13 protein-coding genes are annotated in these 18977 nt (G+C 70.4%); 11 read left to right on the top strand and 2 right to left on the bottom strand.

Annotated elements, in window-relative coordinates; translation table 11 throughout:
* Positions 1-747 (bottom strand): IclR family transcriptional regulator, encoded by a 747-nt coding sequence (locus SCAB_RS03285; RefSeq protein ID WP_037723388.1) that lies wholly within the window; start codon positions 745-747, stop codon positions 1-3.
* Between the two features lie 201 nt (positions 748-948).
* Between SCAB_RS03285 and betA the strand changes: the two genes are divergently transcribed.
* The gene (betA, locus tag SCAB_RS03280) at positions 949-2619 is read left to right on the top strand and encodes a choline dehydrogenase (RefSeq protein ID WP_037723389.1); all 1671 of its coding nucleotides are present in this window, start codon (positions 949-951) and stop codon (positions 2617-2619) included.
* A gap of 3 nt (positions 2620-2622) precedes the next feature.
* Positions 2623-3459, top strand: a complete 837-nt coding sequence (locus SCAB_RS03275) for a methylenetetrahydrofolate reductase (RefSeq protein ID WP_012998629.1) — start codon at positions 2623-2625, stop codon at positions 3457-3459.
* 144 nt (positions 3460-3603) lie between these two features.
* Here SCAB_RS03275 and purU read toward each other — a convergent pair whose 3' ends face one another.
* Positions 3604-4479 (bottom strand): formyltetrahydrofolate deformylase, encoded by an 876-nt coding sequence (gene purU / locus SCAB_RS03270; protein WP_037723391.1) that lies wholly within the window; start codon positions 4477-4479, stop codon positions 3604-3606.
* Between the two features lie 223 nt (positions 4480-4702).
* Between purU and SCAB_RS03265 the strand changes: the two genes are divergently transcribed.
* The 9 genes from SCAB_RS03265 (at position 4703) to SCAB_RS03225 (ending at position 18975) form a co-directional block, all read left to right on the top strand.
* Complete coding sequence (locus SCAB_RS03265) at positions 4703-6172, top strand: aldehyde dehydrogenase family protein (protein WP_012998627.1); 1470 nt, start codon at positions 4703-4705, stop codon at positions 6170-6172.
* 20 nt (positions 6173-6192) lie between these two features.
* Positions 6193-7278, top strand: coding sequence for a quaternary amine ABC transporter ATP-binding protein (locus SCAB_RS03260; RefSeq protein WP_012998626.1), 1086 nt, complete (start codon positions 6193-6195; stop codon positions 7276-7278).
* Positions 7278-9296 carry an ABC transporter permease gene (locus SCAB_RS03255; RefSeq protein ID WP_012998625.1) on the top strand — a complete coding sequence of 673 codons (2019 nt, stop codon included), beginning with the start codon at positions 7278-7280 and terminating at the stop codon, positions 9294-9296. The genes SCAB_RS03260 and SCAB_RS03255 overlap by 1 nt, the downstream gene beginning before the upstream one ends.
* Before the next feature lie 14 nt (positions 9297-9310).
* A complete protein-coding gene (locus SCAB_RS03250) occupies positions 9311-10288 on the top strand; it encodes an ABC transporter substrate-binding protein (protein ID WP_037723395.1) in 978 nt (325 codons plus the stop codon).
* Positions 10289-10525: 237 nt separating this feature from the next.
* Positions 10526-12964 carry a GcvT family protein gene (locus tag SCAB_RS03245; protein WP_041668861.1) on the top strand — a complete coding sequence of 813 codons (2439 nt, stop codon included), beginning with the start codon at positions 10526-10528 and terminating at the stop codon, positions 12962-12964.
* Positions 12965-13000: 36 nt separating this feature from the next.
* Positions 13001-13861, top strand: coding sequence for a bifunctional methylenetetrahydrofolate dehydrogenase/methenyltetrahydrofolate cyclohydrolase (locus SCAB_RS03240; RefSeq protein WP_012998622.1), 861 nt, complete (start codon positions 13001-13003; stop codon positions 13859-13861).
* A gap of 58 nt (positions 13862-13919) precedes the next feature.
* On the top strand, positions 13920-15152 hold the full coding sequence (locus SCAB_RS03235) for a sarcosine oxidase subunit beta family protein (protein WP_012998621.1): 1233 nt from the start codon (positions 13920-13922) through the stop codon (positions 15150-15152).
* Between the two features lie 12 nt (positions 15153-15164).
* Positions 15165-18380: a sarcosine oxidase subunit delta family protein gene (locus SCAB_RS03230; RefSeq protein ID WP_012998620.1), complete on the top strand. Its 3216-nt coding sequence runs from the start codon at positions 15165-15167 to the stop codon at positions 18378-18380.
* The gene (locus tag SCAB_RS03225; RefSeq protein WP_012998619.1) at positions 18373-18975 is read left to right on the top strand and encodes a sarcosine oxidase subunit gamma; all 603 of its coding nucleotides are present in this window, start codon (positions 18373-18375) and stop codon (positions 18973-18975) included. The genes SCAB_RS03230 and SCAB_RS03225 overlap by 8 nt, the downstream gene beginning before the upstream one ends.
* Positions 18976-18977 lie beyond the last annotated feature (2 nt).

The following is an 18977-nucleotide window of genomic DNA, read 5'->3' as shown; positions in this document are numbered from 1 at the left end:
TCAGCCCAGGAAACCCATGCGGTGGCTGATCTCGGCGGCGCCCTTGAGCAGCACCGGGGACAGCTCGTGCAGCCGCTCCTCGGTGAACCGGTAGGAGGGGCCGGAGGCGCTGAGGGCGGCGATGACCTCGCCGTCCCGGTTGCGCACCGGCGCGGCCATGGCGTGCAGTCCGATCTCCAGCTCCTCCAGGGTGAAGGCGTAGCCCCGCTCTCGGGCGGCGACGAGGTTCTTCTCCAGCTTCGTCTTCGCGGTGATGGTGTGCGGGGTGACCTTCTTCATACCCACGTTCGTCAGCAGGGTGGTGCGCTCCTTGGCCGGCAGATGGGCCAGCAGGATCTTGCCGCTCGACGTCGCGTGCAGGGGGGTCAGTTGGCCCACCCAGTTGTGCGCGGTGACCGCCCCGGGGCCGCGCACCTGGTACAGGTTGATCGCGTACTGCTCCTGCATCACGGCGATGTTGACGGTCTCGCCGATCTCCTCGGCCAGCCGCTCGCACACGGGACGGCCCTGCTGGGTGATGTCGATACGGCCCGTGACCGCCCCGGCCAGGCGCACGATGCCGAAGCCGAGCCGGTACTTGCCGCGTTCGCCGGCCTGCTCGACCAGGCCGCGCGCCTCCAGGGCTCCGAGGAGACGGAAGGCCGTGGACTTGTGCACCTCGATCTCGGCCGCCACCTCGCTGACACCGGCTTCGCCGCGCTGCGCGAGGATCTCCAGGACGCTGATGGCGCGGTCCACCGACTGCACGCCGCCGGCTGGTGCGTTCGACGTTTCTGTGTCAAGGCTGTAGTTGCTCACAGTGAAACTATACGCGCAGTAAACAACACAGTTGCAAGTAACCGCCCGGAAACGAAGTTCCTTAAGTTGCGCCGTTCGCAACCTGGTGCGTATAGCGCGACCCGGTCTAGCATGCCACGCATATCTACGGCGCGAGCGAGACGAGGCACCATGGCTCCTGTGCAGTACGACTTCGTGATCGTCGGTGGTGGTTCCGCGGGCAGTGCACTGGCAAACAGGCTGTCCGCCGACCCGGCCAACCGAGTTCTGGTCCTGGAAGCGGGCCGGTCGGACTTCCCGTGGGACGTCTTCATCCACATGCCCGCGGCGCTGACCTACCCGATCGGCAGCCGCTTCTACGACTGGAAGTACGAGTCCGAGCCCGAGCCCCACATGAACGGCCGCCGCGTCTACCACGCGCGCGGCAAGGTCCTGGGCGGCTCCAGCAGCATCAACGGCATGATCTTCCAGCGCGGCAACGCCATGGACTACGAGCGCTGGGCGGCCGACGCCGGCATGGAGACCTGGGACTACGCGCACTGTCTGCCGTACTTCCGGCGCATGGAGAACTGTCTCGCGGCCGACCCCGACGACGAGTTCCGCGGTCACGACGGGCCCCTGGTCCTGGAACGCGGCCCGGCGTCGAACCCCCTCTTCGGTGCCTTCCTCAAGGCCACCGAGGAGGCGGGCTACGCCCCCACCGACGACGTCAACGGCTACAGACAGGAAGGCTTCGCCAAGTTCGACCGGAATGTCCACCGCGGTCGCCGGCTCTCGGCCTCGAAGGCGTACCTGAAGCCCGTCCGCAAGCGGCCCAACCTCACGGTCACCACCCGCGCCCTGGTCACCCGTGTCCTGTTCGAGGGCAAGAAGGCCGTCGGTGTCGAGTACCGGCGCGGCAAGGGCGCCCCGAAGCAGGTCCGCGCCAAGGAGGTCATCCTCTGCGGCGGCGCGATCAACTCGCCGCAGCTGCTCCAGCTCTCCGGCGTGGGCAATGCCGAGGAACTGAGGGCGCTGGGCATCGACGTCGTCCACGACCTGCCGGGCGTCGGCGAGAACATGCAGGACCACCTGGAGGTCTACATCCAGTACGCCTGCGAGCAGCCCGTCTCCATGCAGCCGTACCTGGCGAAGTGGCGCGCGCCGTTCATCGGCCTGCAGTGGCTGTTCCGCAAGGGCCCCGCCGCCACCAACCACTTCGAGGCCGGCGGGTTCGCCCGCAGCAACGAGGACGTCGAGTACCCCAACCTGATGTTCCACTTCCTGCCGATCGCGGTCCGCTACGACGGCTCCGTACCGGCCGGGGGCCACGGCTACCAGGTGCACGTCGGTCCCATGTACTCCGACGCCATCGGCTCGGTGAAGATCAAGAGCCGGGACCCGCGCGAGCACCCCGCCCTGCGCTTCAACTACCTGTCCACCGAGCAGGACCGCCGTGAGTGGGTCGAGGCGATCCGGGTGGCCCGCAAGCTCCTCAACCAGCCCGCGCTCGCCCCCTACAACGGCGGGGAGATCTCCCCCGGACCGTCCGTGGAGACGGACGAGGAGATCCTCGCCTGGGTCGCCAAGGACGGCGAGACCGCTCTGCACCCCTCCTGCACCTGCAAGATGGGCACCGACGAGATGTCCGTCGTGGACCCCACCAGCATGCGTGTGCACGGCGTGGACGGACTGCGGGTGGTGGACGCCTCCGTCATGCCCTACGTCACCAACGGCAACATCTACGCGCCGGTGATGATGATCGCCGAGAAGGCCGCCGACCTGATCCTCGGCAAGGAGCCGCTGGCCCCGTCGAAGGCCGCCTACTACCGCCACCGCGACGTCCAGACGCGGGCGGAGTAGACCTTGGCCGCCGCAGGGCTGCGCGCGCTGCTGAGGACGGTCCGCTACGAGGTGCTGCCGGCGGGTGCCACCGAGGAGAAGGTCCTCGCCCATGTCCCGCGCGACGTCGTCGTCACCGTGACGGCGTCGCCGGTCAAGGGCCTGGAACCCACCCTCGACCTCACCGGCCGGCTCGCCGCGCACGGCTACCGTGTCGTCCCGCACGTCCCCGCCCGGCTCCTGCGGGACGACCGGCACCTGAAGGAGGTCGTGGACCGGCTGCGCGAGGCCGGTGTGGACGACGTGTTCGTCCCGGCGGGTGACGCCGACCCCCCGGCCGGGCCCTACGACGGGGCCCTGCCGGTGCTGCGCCGGCTGAGCGAGCTGGGCGGACCGTTCGCCCGGGTCGGGGTCACCGGCTATCCGGAGAGCCATCCGCTCATCCACGACGACGTCACCGTCCAGGCGATGTGGGACAAGCGCGAGCACGCCACGTACCTCGTGAGCAACCTCTGCTTCGACCCGCGGGTGCTGGGGGAGTGGCTGGCGCGCGTCAGGCGCCGGGACGTGACCCTGCCGGTCCATGTGGGCGTCGCCGGGCCCGTGCAGCGGGCGAAGCTACTGTCCATGGCGACGAAGATCGGGGTGGGGGAGTCGACCCGCTTCCTGACCAGGCACGCGTCCTGGTTCGTCCGCTTCGCCGCGCCCGGCGGCTACTCGCCCGAGAAGCTGCTCACCCGCACGGAGAAGGCCCTCACCGACCCCGCGTCCGGGGTGGCGGGGCTGCACCTGTTCACCTTCAACCAGATCGCGGAGACGGAGCGCTGGCGCCGTTCCCTGCTGGACCAGCTGGAGGGCTGAGCGCACCCTCGGACGCGAAACGCCGGACGGGCCTCTCGGCCCGTCCGGCGTTCGTCGTCGTATACGGACGGCTTCGTACAGGGACTGCTTCGTATACGCACGGATGCGTGTACGGACGTCCTCGTGCGAGGACGCCCGTACCGCTCAGCGGAAGACGACCGTGCGGTTGCCCTCGACCATCACCCGGTTCTCGCTGTGCCACTTCACCGCGTGCGCGAGCACCTGGGCCTCCACGTCCCGGCCGACCGTGACCAGCTCGCCGGGGTCCAGCGAGTGGTCCACCCGGACCACGTCCTGCTCGATGATCTGTCCCTCGTCGAGGTCCGACGTCACGTAGTGCGCCGTCGCGCCGACGAGCTTCACCCCGCGGTCGTAGGCCTGGTCGTAGGGGCGTGCGCCCTTGAAGCTGGGCAGGAAGGAGTGGTGGATGTTGATGGCGCGGCCGTCCAGCTCCTTGCACAGGTCGTCGGAGAGGATCTGCATGTAGCGGGCCAGGACCACCAGGTCGATGTCCAGGTCACGGACGAGTTCGAGCAGCCGGGCCTCGGCCTCCGGCTTGGTCTCCCGGGTCACCGGCACGTGGTGGAACGGGACGTCGTAGGTCTCCGCGAGCTTCTCGAAGTCCCGGTGGTTGGAGACGATCGCGGGGATCTCGATGTTGAGCGCGCCCGCCCGCTGCCGGAAGAGCAGGTCGTTCAGGCAGTGCCCGAACTTGGACACCATGATCAGGGTCCGGGTGGGCGTAGAGGCGTCGCTGAGGGACCACGAGATGCCGTACGCCTGGGCGACGGGGCCGAACCGGTACCGCAGGCCCTCCAGGTCGACGTTCGGGTCGGAGACGTCGAAATGGACCCGCATGAAGAACCGGCCCTGGAGCCGGTCGTCGAACTGCTGGCTTTCGAGGATGTTTCCGGAGTTCCTGACGAGATAGCCGCTCACGGCGTGGACCAGCCCGGCACTGTCGGGGCAGGAAAGGGTCAGGACGTACTCACGGCCAGGTTGCGGTCGGGGGAACCTCATGGACACGGTGGCCTCCGTCGGTGCGTATTGCACAACAAGGTGAGCGATACGCAACATGGTCGGCTCGGGGCCGCCTGCGGTCAAGGGTGGGAAGGTAAGTGACCGCATGGCCAAATCGTCATCCGTAAACATCTTGACGTCCGTCTGACCAGCCGACAGGGTGTTCCATCACAAGCAATCGGGTGCACGATGCGCAACGAATTTCAGTCGGAAGGCTCGGCGCGTGGCAGACCTGTATGTGAATGGCGAATGGCGGGCTCCGGTGGCCGGTGGTCACCGCGAGATCCGATGTCCCGCGGACGGCACGCTCACGGCGACCGTCTCGGAAGGAACGCGCCCCGACACCGAGGCGGCGATCGCCGCGGCCCGGGCGGCCTTCGACTCCGGCCCCTGGCCGGGCACCCCCGAGCGGGAGCGCGGCGCACTGCTGCTGCGCACCGCCGACATCATCGAGCGCGACACCAAGAGCTTCGCCCGCGCGGAGTCGCTCGACACGGGAAAGCGGGTGGTGGAGAGCGAGTACGACATCGCCGATGTCGTCTCATGCTTCCGCTACTACGGCGGACTCGCGGGCACCGACGCCGGCCGGGTGATCGACACCGGCCGCGACGACGCCGTCAGCCGGGTCGTCTACGAGCCGGTCGGGGTGTGCGCACTGATCACCCCCTGGAACTACCCGCTCCTGCAAGCCAGTTGGAAGGTCGCCCCGGCCCTCCTGGCCGGCAACACGATCGTCCTCAAGCCCAGCGAGCTGACCCCCTCCACCTCCGTCCTGCTGATGAAGGCACTGGAGGAGGCCGGACTGCCGGCCGGCGCCGCCAACCTGGTGCTGGGCGCCGGCCCCGAGGTGGGCGCCCCGCTCTCCGAGGACCCCCGTGTCGACCTGGTCTCCTTCACCGGCGGCCTGGACACCGGCCGGCGGATCATGGCCACCGCCGCCGCGACCGTGAAGAAGGTCGCGCTGGAGCTGGGCGGCAAGAACCCCAACGTCGTCTTCGCCGACGCCGACTTCGAGACGGCCGTCGACTTCGCCCTCACCGCCGTCTTCCTGCACTCGGGCCAGGTGTGCTCGGCCGGGGCCCGGCTCATCGTCGAGGACTCCCTGCACGACCGCTTCGTCGACGAGGTCGTCCGCCGCGCCCGGCTCATCAGGCTCGGCGGCCCCTACGACGCCGACGCCGAGACCGGGGCGCTGATCTCCGCACAGCACCGGGACAAGGTCGAGGCGTACGTCGCCTCCGGCCTCGCCGAGGGCGCCGTCCTGCGCTGCGGCGGCGCCCGCCCCGACGACCCCGCGCTGGCGGACGGCCACTACTACCTGCCCACCGTGCTCGACGAGTGCCGGCAGGACATGCGCGTGGTGCACGAGGAGTCCTTCGGGCCCGTGCTCACCGTGGAGCGCTTCACCGACGAGGACGACGCCGTACGCATCGCCAACGACACCGAGTACGGGTTGGCCGGTGCCGTGTGGACACAGGACGCCGGCAAGGCCCAGCGGGTCGCCCGGCGGCTGCGGCACGGCACCGTGTGGATCAACGACTACCACCCCTATGTGCCGCAAGCGGAATGGGGCGGTTTCGGGCACTCCGGTGTGGGCCGGGAGCTGGGACCGACCGGCCTGAACGAGTACCGAGAGCCCAAGCACATCTGGCAGAACATCCAACCCCGGCCGCAGCGCTGGTTCAGCGGCTGAACGCCGAAAGAAGGTCGAACATGACCACCCAGACCGAGGTGCCGCAGCGGCGCGGCACGCCCCAGGACTCGGGTCCCACCCCGGTCATCTCCGTGCGCAGCCTGTGGAAGGTGTTCGGGCCGAAGGCCGACCGGGTGCCGCAGTCCGAGGAACTGTGCGGGCTCAGCCGCCGTGAACTGATGGACCGCACCGGCTGCACCGCCGCCGTGCGCGACGTGCACTTCGACGTCTCGCCCGGCGAGGTCTTCGTCGTCATGGGCCTGTCCGGCTCCGGCAAGTCCACGCTGGTGCGATGTCTGACCCGGCTGATCGAACCCACCGCGGGCGAGATCGTCTTCGAGGGCGAGGACATCCGTCAGGCCGACGACAGGCGCCTGCGCGATCTGCGCCGCCGCAAGTTCTCCATGGTCTTCCAGCACTTCGGACTGCTGCCGCACCGCCGGGTCGTCGACAACGTGGCCTTCGGGCTGGAGATCCGCGGCATGGGCCGGGCCGAGCGCACCAGGCGGGCCCAGGAGGTCGTCGAACTGGTCGGCCTCGCCGGCTACGAGAAGTCCTACCCCGACCAGCTCTCCGGCGGCATGCAGCAGCGTGTGGGACTCGCCCGCGCGCTGGCCGGCGACCCGGACGTGCTCTTCTTCGACGAGCCGTTCTCCGCGCTCGACCCGCTGATCCGCCGCGACATGCAGAACGAGGTCATCCGGCTGCACCACGAGGTCGGCAAGACGATGGTCTTCATCACCCACGACCTCTCCGAGGCCCTCAAGCTGGGCGACCGCATCCTGATCATGCGCGACGGCAAGATGGTCCAGTGCGGCACCGGCGACGAACTGGTGGGGGCCCCGGCCGACGACTACGTGCGCGAGTTCGTCAAGGACGTGCCGCGCGGCGACGTCCTCACCCTGCGGTGGATCATGCGGCCGCCGGCGGACGGCGACGCCCTGGACGGACCCGAGCTGGGCCCGGACGTCGTGGTCAAGGAGGCCACCCGCGCGGTGCTCGCCGCCGACAAGCCCGTCAAGGTCGTCGAGAACGGCAAGCTGCTCGGCATCGTCGGCGACGAGGAGATCCTCGCCGTGGTCGCCGGGCAGGAAGGCGGCGCCTGATGACCGTCGTCGTGGAGAAGACCGAGCCGCCGGGGAGACCGGAGAAGACCCGGCCCGTCGAAAAGCCCGCCCCGGCCGCGGAACCCCGCCGGATCAGCCGCTCCATGGTGCTCGGCGCGATCCTGGTGGTCTGGCTGGTGCTGTTCGCCGTCCTGCGCGGCAGGCAGACCCTCACGCTCGGCGCGGCGGACCTGACCGACCTGCACCGGTGGTTCAACGACGTCAACGACTCGATCGGCGCGAACCGCAACTCCAACCCGCTCTTCCTGTACTTCTTCAACGAGATCCGCCTGGTCATAGATTCCCTGGCGGCCTTCGTGCAGGAGCTGATCTCCCAGCCCTCCGTCGGCCGGCCCCTTCCGCAGATCGGCTGGCTCGGCGTCGTCGGCATCGCGGGCTATGTCTCCTGGGCCTTCGGCAACTGGCGGGTCGCGCTGCTGGCGGTGGCCGGCTTCACCTTCCTCGGCCTGCAGGGCCTGTGGCAGGAGAGCATGGACACCCTGGCGCTCACCGTCTCCGCGGTCCTGGTGGCGCTGCTGTTCGGGATCCCGCTGGGTGTGTGGGCGGGGCTGTCCGACCGGGTCAACCGGATCGCCACGCCCCTGCTGGACTTCATGCAGACGATGCCGACCTTCGTCTACCTGGCCCCGCTGACCCTGTTCTTCCTCATCGGCGGAGCCTCCGCGACCATCGCCACGGTGGTCTACGCGGCGCCACCGGCCATCCGGATCACCGCGCACGCCATCCGGACCGTGCCGGAGACGACGGTGGAGGCGGCCGACTCCCTCGGGGCGACCCGACGGCAGGCCCTGTTGAAGGTCCTGCTGCCGATGTCCAAGCGGACCGTGGTGATGGGCGTCAACCAGACCATCATGGCCGCCCTGGCCATGGTGACCATCGCGGCCCTCATCGACGCGCCCGGTCTCGGCAAGACCGTCGTCCAGGCACTCCAGTCGCTCGACGTCGGCACGGCGTTCAACGCGGGTCTGTCCATCGTCGTCATGGCGATCGTCCTCGACCGGGTCACGACCGCGGCGAGCACGCGGGAGGAGGAGGCCCGGCGCTCCAAGAACCGGTTCCTCGCCTGGCGGCGGCCGCTGCTCGGCGCGGGCGCGGTCCTGACGGCCGTTCTGGTCTACATGTCGCACACCTACGTGTGGGCGGCCGAGTTCCCCGGTGAGGGCGGTCTCGGCAGCTCCATCGCGAGCGCGGCGGACACCACGACGACCTGGGTGCAGGACAACCTGTCCGGCGTCACCAACGCCGTCCGCGACCTCATCACCAACGGGCTGCTCAACCCGTTCCAGTCGCTGCTCACGGACTCCCCGTGGTGGCTCGTCGGCGCCGTCCTCGTCGCGCTCGGCGTGGTCCTCGGCGGCCGCCGGGCCGGCATCACCACGGCGGTGTGCGTGGGGCTGCTGGTGGCCACCGGGATGTGGTCGGACAGCATGACGACGCTGGCCTCGACCGTGGTGGCCACCATCCTCGTGATGCTGCTCGGCGTCGGCTTCGGCGTCTGGATGGGCCGCAGCCGGCTGGTGGACCGCATGCTGCGGCCGAGTCTGGACGCGGCACAGGTCATGCCGCCGTTCGTCTATCTGGTGCCGTTCCTCGCGCTGTTCGGCGCGACCCGTTTCACGGCGATCGTCGCCGCGATCGTCTACGCGGCGCCCGTCGCCATGAAGATCATCGCGGACGGGGTGCGGAACGTGCCCGCGACGACCGTGGAGGCGGCCACCTCCGCCGGGTGCAACACCTGGCAGATCATCACCAAGGTCCAGCTGCCGATGGCGCGCGGTGCCCTGACTCTCGCCACGAACCAGGGTCTGATCTACGTGCTGTCGATGGTTGTGGTGGGCGGCCTGGTAGGTGCCGGCGCCCTCGGCTACGACGTCGTGGCCGGTTTCTCGCAGGGCCAACTCTTCGGGAAGGGGCTCGCCGCAGGGCTCGCCATCGTCCTTCTCGGAGTCATGTTCGACCGCATCACTCAGGCCGCGGCGCGGCGAACCAGCGCATGAAGGAGCAAGTCACCATGGCAAGGCAAGCAAGACGATGGAGAGTCGGCGCGGCCGGCATCGCGGTTCTCGGCCTCACCCTCACCGCCTGCGGCGGTGCGAAGGTCGGTGACGAGTCCTCGGACACGGGCGGCTCGGGCGGCTCCGCCAAGTGCGGCACCTTCAACCTCGCGGTCAACCCGTGGGTCGGCTACGAGGCCAACGCGGCGGTCATCGCCTACGTGGCGCAGAACGACCTCGGCTGCAAGGTCACCAAGAAGGACCTGAAGGAGGAGATCGCCTGGCAGGGCTTCGGGACCGGTGAGGTGGACGCGGTCGTCGAGAACTGGGGCCACGACGACCTGAAGAAGAAGTACATCACCGACCAGAAGACCGCCGTGGACGCCGGCGCGACCGGCAACGAAGGACTGATCGGCTGGTACGTGCCGCCGTGGCTGGCCAAGGCGCACCCGGACATCACCGACTGGAAGAACCTGAACAAGTACGCGGCGAAGTTCAAGACCTCCGAGTCCGGCGGCAAGGGCCAGCTCCTCGACGGCGACCCGTCGTTCGTCACCAACGACGAGGCGCTGGTCAAGAACCTGAAGCTGGACTACAAGGTCGTGTACGCGGGCAGCGAGACGGCCCTCATCCAGACCTTCCGCAAGGCGGAGAAGAACAAGGAATGGGTGATCGGCTACTTCTACGAGCCCCAGTGGTTCATGTCCGAGGTCCCGCTGGTGAAGGTCAAGCTGCCCGAGTACAAGCAGGGCTGCGACGCCGACGCCGAGAAGGTGGCCTGCGACTACCCGGTCTACACGCTGGACAAGGTCGTGGCCAAGAAGTTCGCCGAGTCGGGCAGCCCCGCCTATGACCTGGTGAAGAAGTTCAGCTGGACCAACGACGACCAGAACATCGTGGCCAAGTACATCGCCGTGGACAAGATGACCCCCGAAGCGGCGGCGAAGAAGTGGGTCGACGCCAACCGCGTCAAGGTCGACGCCTGGCTCAAGTAGACCCCCGGACCGGACGCGGGAATCCGGTCGGACCATGCCCGGTGGGCGGTGCACGCGCCATGCGTGCCGCCCACCGGGCATCGCCGTGTCCGGGCCCCGTTCTCGCCCTGTTTTCCGAGGTCCCGGGACCCTTGACACCCACCTGCGCGGAGGGCACATTGAGTTGCGCAACCTGAACCGCGTTGCGTAAACAGCAACTCGATCGGCTCGACTGATCAACAGACCGGAGGTGCGGCGATGGCGGGACCCCGAGTGGTCATCATCGGAGCGGGAGTCGTGGGAGCGGCTCTCGCGGACGAGATCTCCGCGCGAGGCTGGACCGAGGTGACCGTGGTCGACCAGGGCCCGCTCCCCGCCACCGGGGGCTCCACGTCACACGCCCCGGGCCTGGTCTTCCAGACGAACTCGTCCAAGACGATGACCGAGCTGGCCCGGTACACCGTCGAGAAGTTCTGCTCCCTCGACGTGGACGGCAAGCCCTGCTTCCTCCAGGTCGGCGGACTCGAAGTGGCCACCACCCCCGAGCGCCTGACGGAACTGCGGCGCCGCCACGGCTGGATCACCGCCTGGGGCATCGAGTCGCGTCTGCTCACCGCGGACGAGTGCCTCGAACAGCACCCGCTGGTCAACCCCGACAAGGTCCTCGGCGGCCTCCTGGTCCCCACCGACGGCCTCGCCAAGGCGGTCCTCGCCGTCGAGGCACAGATCCGCCGGGCCACCGAGCGCGGTGTGACCTTCCTGGCCCGCCACGAGGTACTCGACGTCCTGAAGGCCGACGGCGAGGTCACCGGTGTCCTGACCGACCAGGGCGAGATCCCGGCCGACATCGTCGTGTGCTGCGCCGGCATCTGGGGCCCGAAGATCGCCAGCATGGCAGGCATGAACCTCCCGCTGACCCCGCTGGCCCACCAGCTCGCCTGGACCGGCCCGGTCCCGGCGCTCGCCGGCCAGACCGAGGAGGCGGTCCGCCCGATCCTGCGCCACCAGGACGCCGACCTCTACTACCGCGACCGCTTCGACGGCATCGGCATCGGCTACTACGGCCACCGCCCCATGCCCATCACCGCCGACGAGATCCTCTCCGTGGACGAGGCCGCCGGCATGCCGTCGGTCCTGAAGTTCACCGAGGACGACTTCGCGGACGCCTGGACCGAGACCCAGGCACTGCTTCCCTCCACCAAGGAGGCGAAGATCGAGGAGGGCATCAACGGCCTGTTCTCCTTCACCACCGACAACTTCCCGCTGCTCGGCGAGTCCAGGGACGTCAAGGGCTTCTGGGTCGCCGAGGCGGTCTGGGTCACCCACTCCGCCGGCGTCGGCCGGGCCATGGCCGAATGGTTGGTCGACGGCCACTGCTCCTCCTTCGACCTGCACGAGTGCGACGTCAACCGCTTCGAGCCGCACCAGCTCTCCCCGGAGTACGTCCTGGCCCGCGACTGCCAGAACTTCGTCGAGGTCTACGACATCCTCCACCCCCTCCAGCCCTCCGGCGACCCGCGCCCGATCCGCACCAGCCCCTTCCACGCCCGCCAGCAGGAGCACGGCGCCTTCTTCCTGGAGGCGAACGGCTGGGAGCGCCCGCAGTGGTACGAGGCCAACGCCGGCCTCGTCGAAGGCCGCTCCATCCCCACCCCGAACGACTGGGCCGCGCGGTTCTGGTCCCCGATCGTCGGCGCCGAGGCCCAGGCCACCCGCGAGACCGTCGCCATGTACGACATGACGGCCCTCAAGCGCCTGGAGGTGAGCGGCCCCGGCGCCGCCGACCTCCTGGAGCGCCTGTGCACCGGCAAGGTCGCCAAGTCCGTCGGCTCGGTCACCTACACCCTCTTCCTCGACCACGACGGCGGCATCCGCAGCGACGTCACCGTCGCCCGGCTCGCCCACGACACCTTCCAGATCGGCGCCAACGGCAACATCGACCTGGACTGGATCACCCGCCACCTCCCGGCCGACGGCACGGTCCAGGTCCGTGACATCACCCCCGGCACCTGCTGCATCGGCCTGTGGGGCCCGCTGGCCCGCAAGGTCCTCCAGCCCCTCACCGACGCCGACTTCAGCAACGACGGCCTGAAGTACTTCCGCGCCAAGCAGGCGTACATCGGCTCGGTGCCCGTCACCGCGATGCGCCTGAGCTACGTCGGCGAACTCGGCTGGGAGATCTACACCACCGCCGACCAGGGCCAGAAGCTCTGGGACACCCTCTGGGAGGCGGCCAGGCCCCTCGGCGGCGTCATCGCCGGCCGTGGCGCCTTCAACAGCCTCCGCCTGGAGAAGGGCTACCGCTCCTTCGGCACCGACATGACCTACGAGCACGACCCCTACGAGGCCGGCGTCGGCTTCGCCGTCAAGCTCGACAAGGACGACTTCATCGGCAAGGACGCGCTGCTGCGCCGCAAGGAGAACGTCCGGCGCAAGCTGTCCTGCCTCGTCGTCGACGACCCCCGGTCGGTCGTCCTCGGCAAGGAACCCGTCCTCGACGGGGACCGGCCGGTCGGCTACGTCACCAGCGCCGCCTACGGCTACACCATCGGCAAGGGCATCGCCTATGCCTGGCTCCCGACGGAACTCACGGCCCCCGGAACCGTGCTGCACATCGGCTACTTCGACCAGCGCGTCGAGGCCGTCGTCACCGAGGAGCCCCTGTTCGACCCCACCATGTCCCGCCTCCGTGGCTGACACCCGCCACGACCGCAGAGGGAAGGAACACCGCCGGTGAACGCACAGCTCCTCGACGGCAAGGCGACGGCCGCCGACATCCGCCGCGAACTCACGGAACGCGTGGCCAAGCTGACCGCCGGCGGCGGCCGCCCGCCGGGTCTCGGCACCGTCCTGGTCGGGGAGGACCCCGGCAGTCACGCCTATGTCGCGGGCAAGCACCGCGACTGCGCCCAGGTCGGCATCGCCTCCATCCGCCGCGACCTGCCCGCCGACGCCACCCAGCAGCAGGTCGAGGACGTCATCGACGAGCTGAACGCCGACCCGGCCTGCACCGGCTACATCGTCCAGCTCCCGCTGCCCCGCCACCTCGACGCCAACGCCGTACTGGAACGCATGGACCCGGCCAAGGACGCCGACGGACTGCACCCCGTCAACCTCGGCCGGCTCACCCTCGGCGTCGACGCCCCGCTGCCCTGCACCCCGCGCGGCATCGTCGAACTCCTGCGCAGGCACGACGTTCCGCTCGCCGGCGCCCGCGTCTGCGTGGTCGGCCGCGGCATCACGGTCGGCCGCCCCATCGGCCTGCTGCTCACCCGCCGCTCCGAGAACGCCACCGTCACCCTGTGCCACACCGGCACCAAGGGCCTGGCCTGGCACACCCGGGAGGCCGACATCGTCATCGCGGCCGCCGGCTCACCCGGACTGATCACCAAGGACATGCTGCGCAGCGGCGCGGCCGTCCTGGACGTCGGCATCACCCGCACCGACCAGGGGCTGGTCGGCGACATCCACCCGGACGCCGCCCAGGTCGCCGGCTGGATCGCGCCGATGCCCGGCGGAGTGGGCCCCATGACCCGCGCGATGTTGCTGGCCAACGTCGTCGAGGCCGCCGAGAGGAACGCCACCGCCGTATGAACGCGCACGCCCCCGCCTGCCCGCACCACCCGTACCCTTCGGAAGACGGAGACGTCCGATGAGCCCCCGTACCCCAGGCGCCGACCTCCCCGAGCACCCCGACTGGCTGTGGCGTGACCCCGAGCCGAAGAAGTCGTACGACGTAGTGATCGTCGGCGGCGGCGGCCACGGTCTGGCCACGGCCCACTATCTGGCGACGAACCACGGCATCACCAATGTCGCGGTGCTGGAGAAGGGCTGGCTCGGCGGCGGCAACATGGCCCGCAACACCACGATCATCCGCTCCAACTACCTGTGGGACGAGAGCGCCGGCATCTACGAGCACGCCCTCAAGCTCTGGGAGGGACTGGAGGAGGAGCTCGACTACCCGATCCTCTTCTCCCAGCGCGGTGTGCTGAACCTCGCGCACAGCCTCCAGGACGTCCGCGACAGCGTGCGCCGCGTGGAGGCCAACCGCCTCAACGGCGTGGACGCGGAGTGGCTCGACGCGGACGGCGTCAAGGAAGTCTGCCCGATCGTCAACATCTCGCCGGACGTGCGCTATCCGGTGCTGGGGGCCACCTACCAGCCGCGCGCGGGCATCGCCAAGCACGACCACGTGGCCTGGGGCCTGGCCCGCTCGGCCGACGCGGCCGGCATCGACATCATCCAGAACTGCGAGGTCACCGGCCTCGACGTGGTCGACAACCGCGTCGTCGGCGTGCAGACGACCCGGGGCCGCATCGCGGCCGGCAAGGTCGCGCTCTGCTCGGCGGGCCACACCTCGGTCCTCGCCGCGATGGCGGGCATCCAACTGCCCGTCCAGTCCCACCCGTTGCAGGCCCTGGTCTCCGAGCTCCTGGAGCCGGTGCACCCCACGGTCGTGATGTCCAACGCCGTCCACGTGTACGTCAGCCAGGCGCACAAGGGCGAGCTGGTGATGGGCGCGGGCATCGACGCGTACAACTCGTACACGCAGCGCGGTGCCTTCCACATCATCGAGGAGCAGATGGCCGCGGCCCTGGAGCTCTTCCCGATCTTCGCCCGCGCCCATGTGCTGCGCACCTGGGGCGGCATCGTCGACACCAGCCCCGACGCCTCGCCGATCGTCGGGCTCAGCCCCGTCGACAACCTCTACCTCAACTGCGGCTGGGGAACCGGCGGGTTCAAGGCCACCCCGGGCGTCGGCTGGGTCTACGCCCACACCATCGCCCACGACACCCCGCACGCCCTCAACGCCCCCTTCTCGCTCGACCGTTTCACCACCGGCGCGCTCGTCGACGAGCACGGCGCGGCCGCGGTGGCCCACTAGGGAGCCCCACACATGCTGCTCATCACCTGCCCGTGGTGCGGGCCCCGCGACGAGGCCGAGTTCCACTACGGAGGCCAGGCCCACGTGGCCTACCCCGAGACCCCCTCGGCCCTCACCGACGAGGAGTGGGCCCGCTACCTCTTCTTCCGCGACAACACCAAGGGCCCGTTCGCCGAACGCTGGAGCCACGCGGCGGGCTGCCGCCGCTGGTTCAACGCGGTCCGTGACACCTCCACGAACGAGATCCTTTCGGTGTACCGCTCGGGCGAGGAACGCCCGGAGACTCCCGAGCCGAGGCCGGCACGCCCAGCCTGTCCGGCGTTTGAGGACGAGGCCGTTCGGGCCGAACGGGGGTCTGGGGGCACAGCCCCCAGGGATGGGACGGGTAGGGGCGGCGGGGGCGAGACAACTCAACCCTTCCGCCACCCCACCCGAGGCCGCGTCGACCGCGACACCGTCCTCACCTTCACCTTCGACGGCACGGAGTACCAGGGCCACCAGGGCGACACCCTCGCCTCCGCCCTCCTCGCCAACGGCGTCATCCAGGCGGGCACCAGCATCAAGCTCGGCCGCCCCCGGGGCATCTTCTCCGCCGGCGTCGAGGAACCCAACGCGGTCATCCAGATCGAGGAACCCTTCCCCGAGCCGATGCTGCCCGCGACCACCGTCGAGCTGTACGACGGCCTGGTCGCCACCAGCCTCCCCGGCCAGGGCCGCCTCGCCACCGAGCCCGACCCGGCCCGCTACGACGCCGTCCACGCGCACTGCGACCTGCTGGTCGTGGGCGCGGGCCCGGCCGGCCTCGCGGCGGCCGCCGCGGCGGCGAACAGCGGCGCCCGCGTCATCCTCGCCGACGACCAGCCCGAACTCGGCGGCAGCCTCCTCGGCACCGCCGAGCACCTCGACTGGGTGGGCGAGACGGCCGCACTGCTCGACGCCGCCCCCGAGGTCCGCGTCCTGCGCCGCACCACCGTCTTCGGCTACTACGACGACAACCACCTCCTCGCCGTCGAACGCCGCACCAACCACCTCGGCGGCGCGGCCCCCGCGGACGTCTCCCGGGAACGCGTCTGGCGCATCCGCGCCCGTCGCGTCGTCCTCGCCACCGGCGCCCACGAACGCTCCCTGGCCTTCGCGGACAACGACCGGCCCGGCGTGATGCTGGCCTCCTCGGCCCGCACCCACGTCAACCGCCACGGCGCCCTGCCCGGCCGTCACGCGGTCGTCCTCACCACCAACGACAGCGCCTACGCGGCGGCCCTGGACCTCGCCTCGGCGGGCCTGGGCATCGCGGCGATCGTCGACACCCGCCCCGAGCCGGGGGAGTGGGCCGAGCGTGCCACGGCCGCCGGCATCGAGGTCCTGGCCGGGCACGCCGTCACCGGCACGGAGGGCGCCCCCCGCCTCACCGCCGTGACCGTCGCCCCGTACGGGGAGTCCGCCGGGCAGCGGGAGTTCGCCGCCGACCTGCTGCTGGTCTCCGGCGGCTGGAACCCCGCGGCGCACCTGTTCAGCCAGTCCGGCGGCAAGCTGCGCCACGACGAGACGCTGGGCTCCTTCGTCCCCGACACCGGCCGCCAGGCCGTCGAGGTCGTGGGCAGCGCGAGCGGTCTCCTCGACACCGCCGGTGTCCTCGCCCAGGGCGCCGCCGCCGGTGCCCGCGCGATCGAGGCAGAGGGGTACACGTCCGAGGAACCCCGTCTGCCCGGCGTGCCGGCGCAGCCCCGGCCGACCCCGGCGATGCATGTGTACATCGTGCCGGGCGAGTCGGACGCCCCCCGGTTCGTCGACCTCCAGCGCGATGTCACGGTCGCCGACCTGGCCCGTGCGACCGGCGCCGGCCTCCGCTCGGTGGAGCACACCAAGCGGTACACCACGGCCGGCACGGCCAACGACCAGGGCAAGACCTCCGGTGTGCTGGCCAGCGGTGCCGTCGCCGACCTCCTCGGCGTGGACGTCTCGTCCCTCGGCACGACCACGTTCCGCCCGCCGTACATTCCGGTCTCCTTCGCCGCGCTCGCGGGCCGCGACCGGGGCGTGCTGAGCGACCCGGTCCGCACGACCGCCCTGCACGAGTGGCACGTCGGGCACGGCGCGCTGTTCGAGAACGTCGGCCAGTGGAAGCGCCCCTGGTACTACCCGCGGGACGGCGAGGACATGGAGACCGCCGTGCTGCGCGAGTGCGCGGCGACCCGGGAGGGCGTGGGCTTCATGGACGCCTCCACCCTCGGCAAGATCGACGTCCAGGGCCCGGACGCCGGGGTCTTCCTCGACCTGCTCTACACCAACATGATGAGCACGTTGAAGGTCGGCATGATCCGCTACGGCGTCATGTGCCGCCCCGACGGCATGGTGTTCGACGACGGCACGGTCATCCGCGTGGCCCAGGACCGCTACCTGGTCACCACGACGACCGGCAACGCGGCCACCGTGCTCGACTGGATGGAGGAGTGGCTCCAGACGGAGTGGCCCGAACTCAAGGTCCACTGCACCTCCGTGACCGAGCAGTGGGCCACGGTCGCCCTGGTCGGCCCGAAGTCCCGCGAGGTCATCGGCTCCCTCGCACCTGAACTGGCCGTGTCCAACGAGGACTTCCCGTTCATGGCCTGGCGCGGGACGACCGTCGCGGGCATTGAGGCCCGCGTCTGCCGGATCAGCTTCTCCGGCGAACTCGCCTACGAGATCAACGTCTCGCCCTGGGAGGCGCTGACGCTCTGGGAGGCGCTGTACGAGGCGGGCGCCCCGTACGGCATCACCCCGTACGGCACCGAGACCATGCACGTCCTGCGGGCCGAGAAGGGGTACCCGATCATCGGCCAGGACACCGACGGCACGGTCACCCCGCAGGACCTCGGCATGAGCTGGGTCGTCTCCAAGAAGAAGTCGGACTTCGTCGGCAAGCGGTCCTACACCCGCCCCGACACCGTCCGGCCCGACCGCAAGCACCTGGTCGGCCTGCTGCCCGAGGACCCGGGCGACTTCCTCCCCGAGGGCACCCATCTGGTCGCCGACAGCGTGCTGCCGGCCCCGCCCGTCCCGATGCTCGGCCATGTCACCTCCAGCTACCGCAGTGCCGCCCTCGGCCGGACCTTCGCGCTCGCCCTGGTCAAGGGCGGCCGGGACCGCATCGGCGAGCGGCTGTACGCCCCCGTGGGCGACCGGCTGGTCCCCGTGACCGTCGCGAGCCCCGTCCTCTACGACCCCGAGGGAGCCCGCCGCGATGGCTGACACCGCCCTGACCGCCCGGCCCCGCAGCCCCCTGTCCGGGGCCGCGGACCGGCTGGCCGCCGCCACCCGTGCCTCCGGGGGCGCGATCCGGCTGGCCGAACTCCCCTTCCTGACCCAGCTCGACGTGCGTCTCGACCCCAAGGGGGCGGCGGCGGACGCCGTCGGCCTCGCGCTGGGCCTGCCCCTGCCCCTGGAGCCCGACACCGTCGTCCGCGCGGGGGAGCTGACCGCGCTGTGGCTCGGCCCCGACGAGTGGCTGCTCGTGGGGCCGCCGGGCGGCGCGCGCGAGCTGGAGAACCGGATCCGTGAGGCCGCCGGAGAGGAGCACATCTCCGTCACGGACGTCTCCGCGCAGCGCACCACGGTCCTGGTCGCCGGCGCGGGCGCCCGTGACCTGCTGGCGCACGGCTGCTCGCTGGACCTGCACCCGAGGGCCTTCGGCCCCGGCCGCTGCGCCCAGACCACCCTGGGCCGCACCCAGGTCGTGCTGGTCGCACGCGAGGAGCCCGGCGCGGGCTTCTGGGTCCTGGTCCGTTCCTCGTTCGCCGGCTACCTGGCCGACTGGCTGCTCGACGCGGCGACGGAGTACGTCTGAGG

It is taken from the genome of Streptomyces scabiei 87.22 (assembly GCF_000091305.1).
Taxonomy (GTDB): Bacteria; Actinomycetota; Actinomycetes; order Streptomycetales; family Streptomycetaceae; genus Streptomyces; species Streptomyces scabiei.
This window is presented reverse-complemented; position numbering and strand designations above follow the sequence as displayed.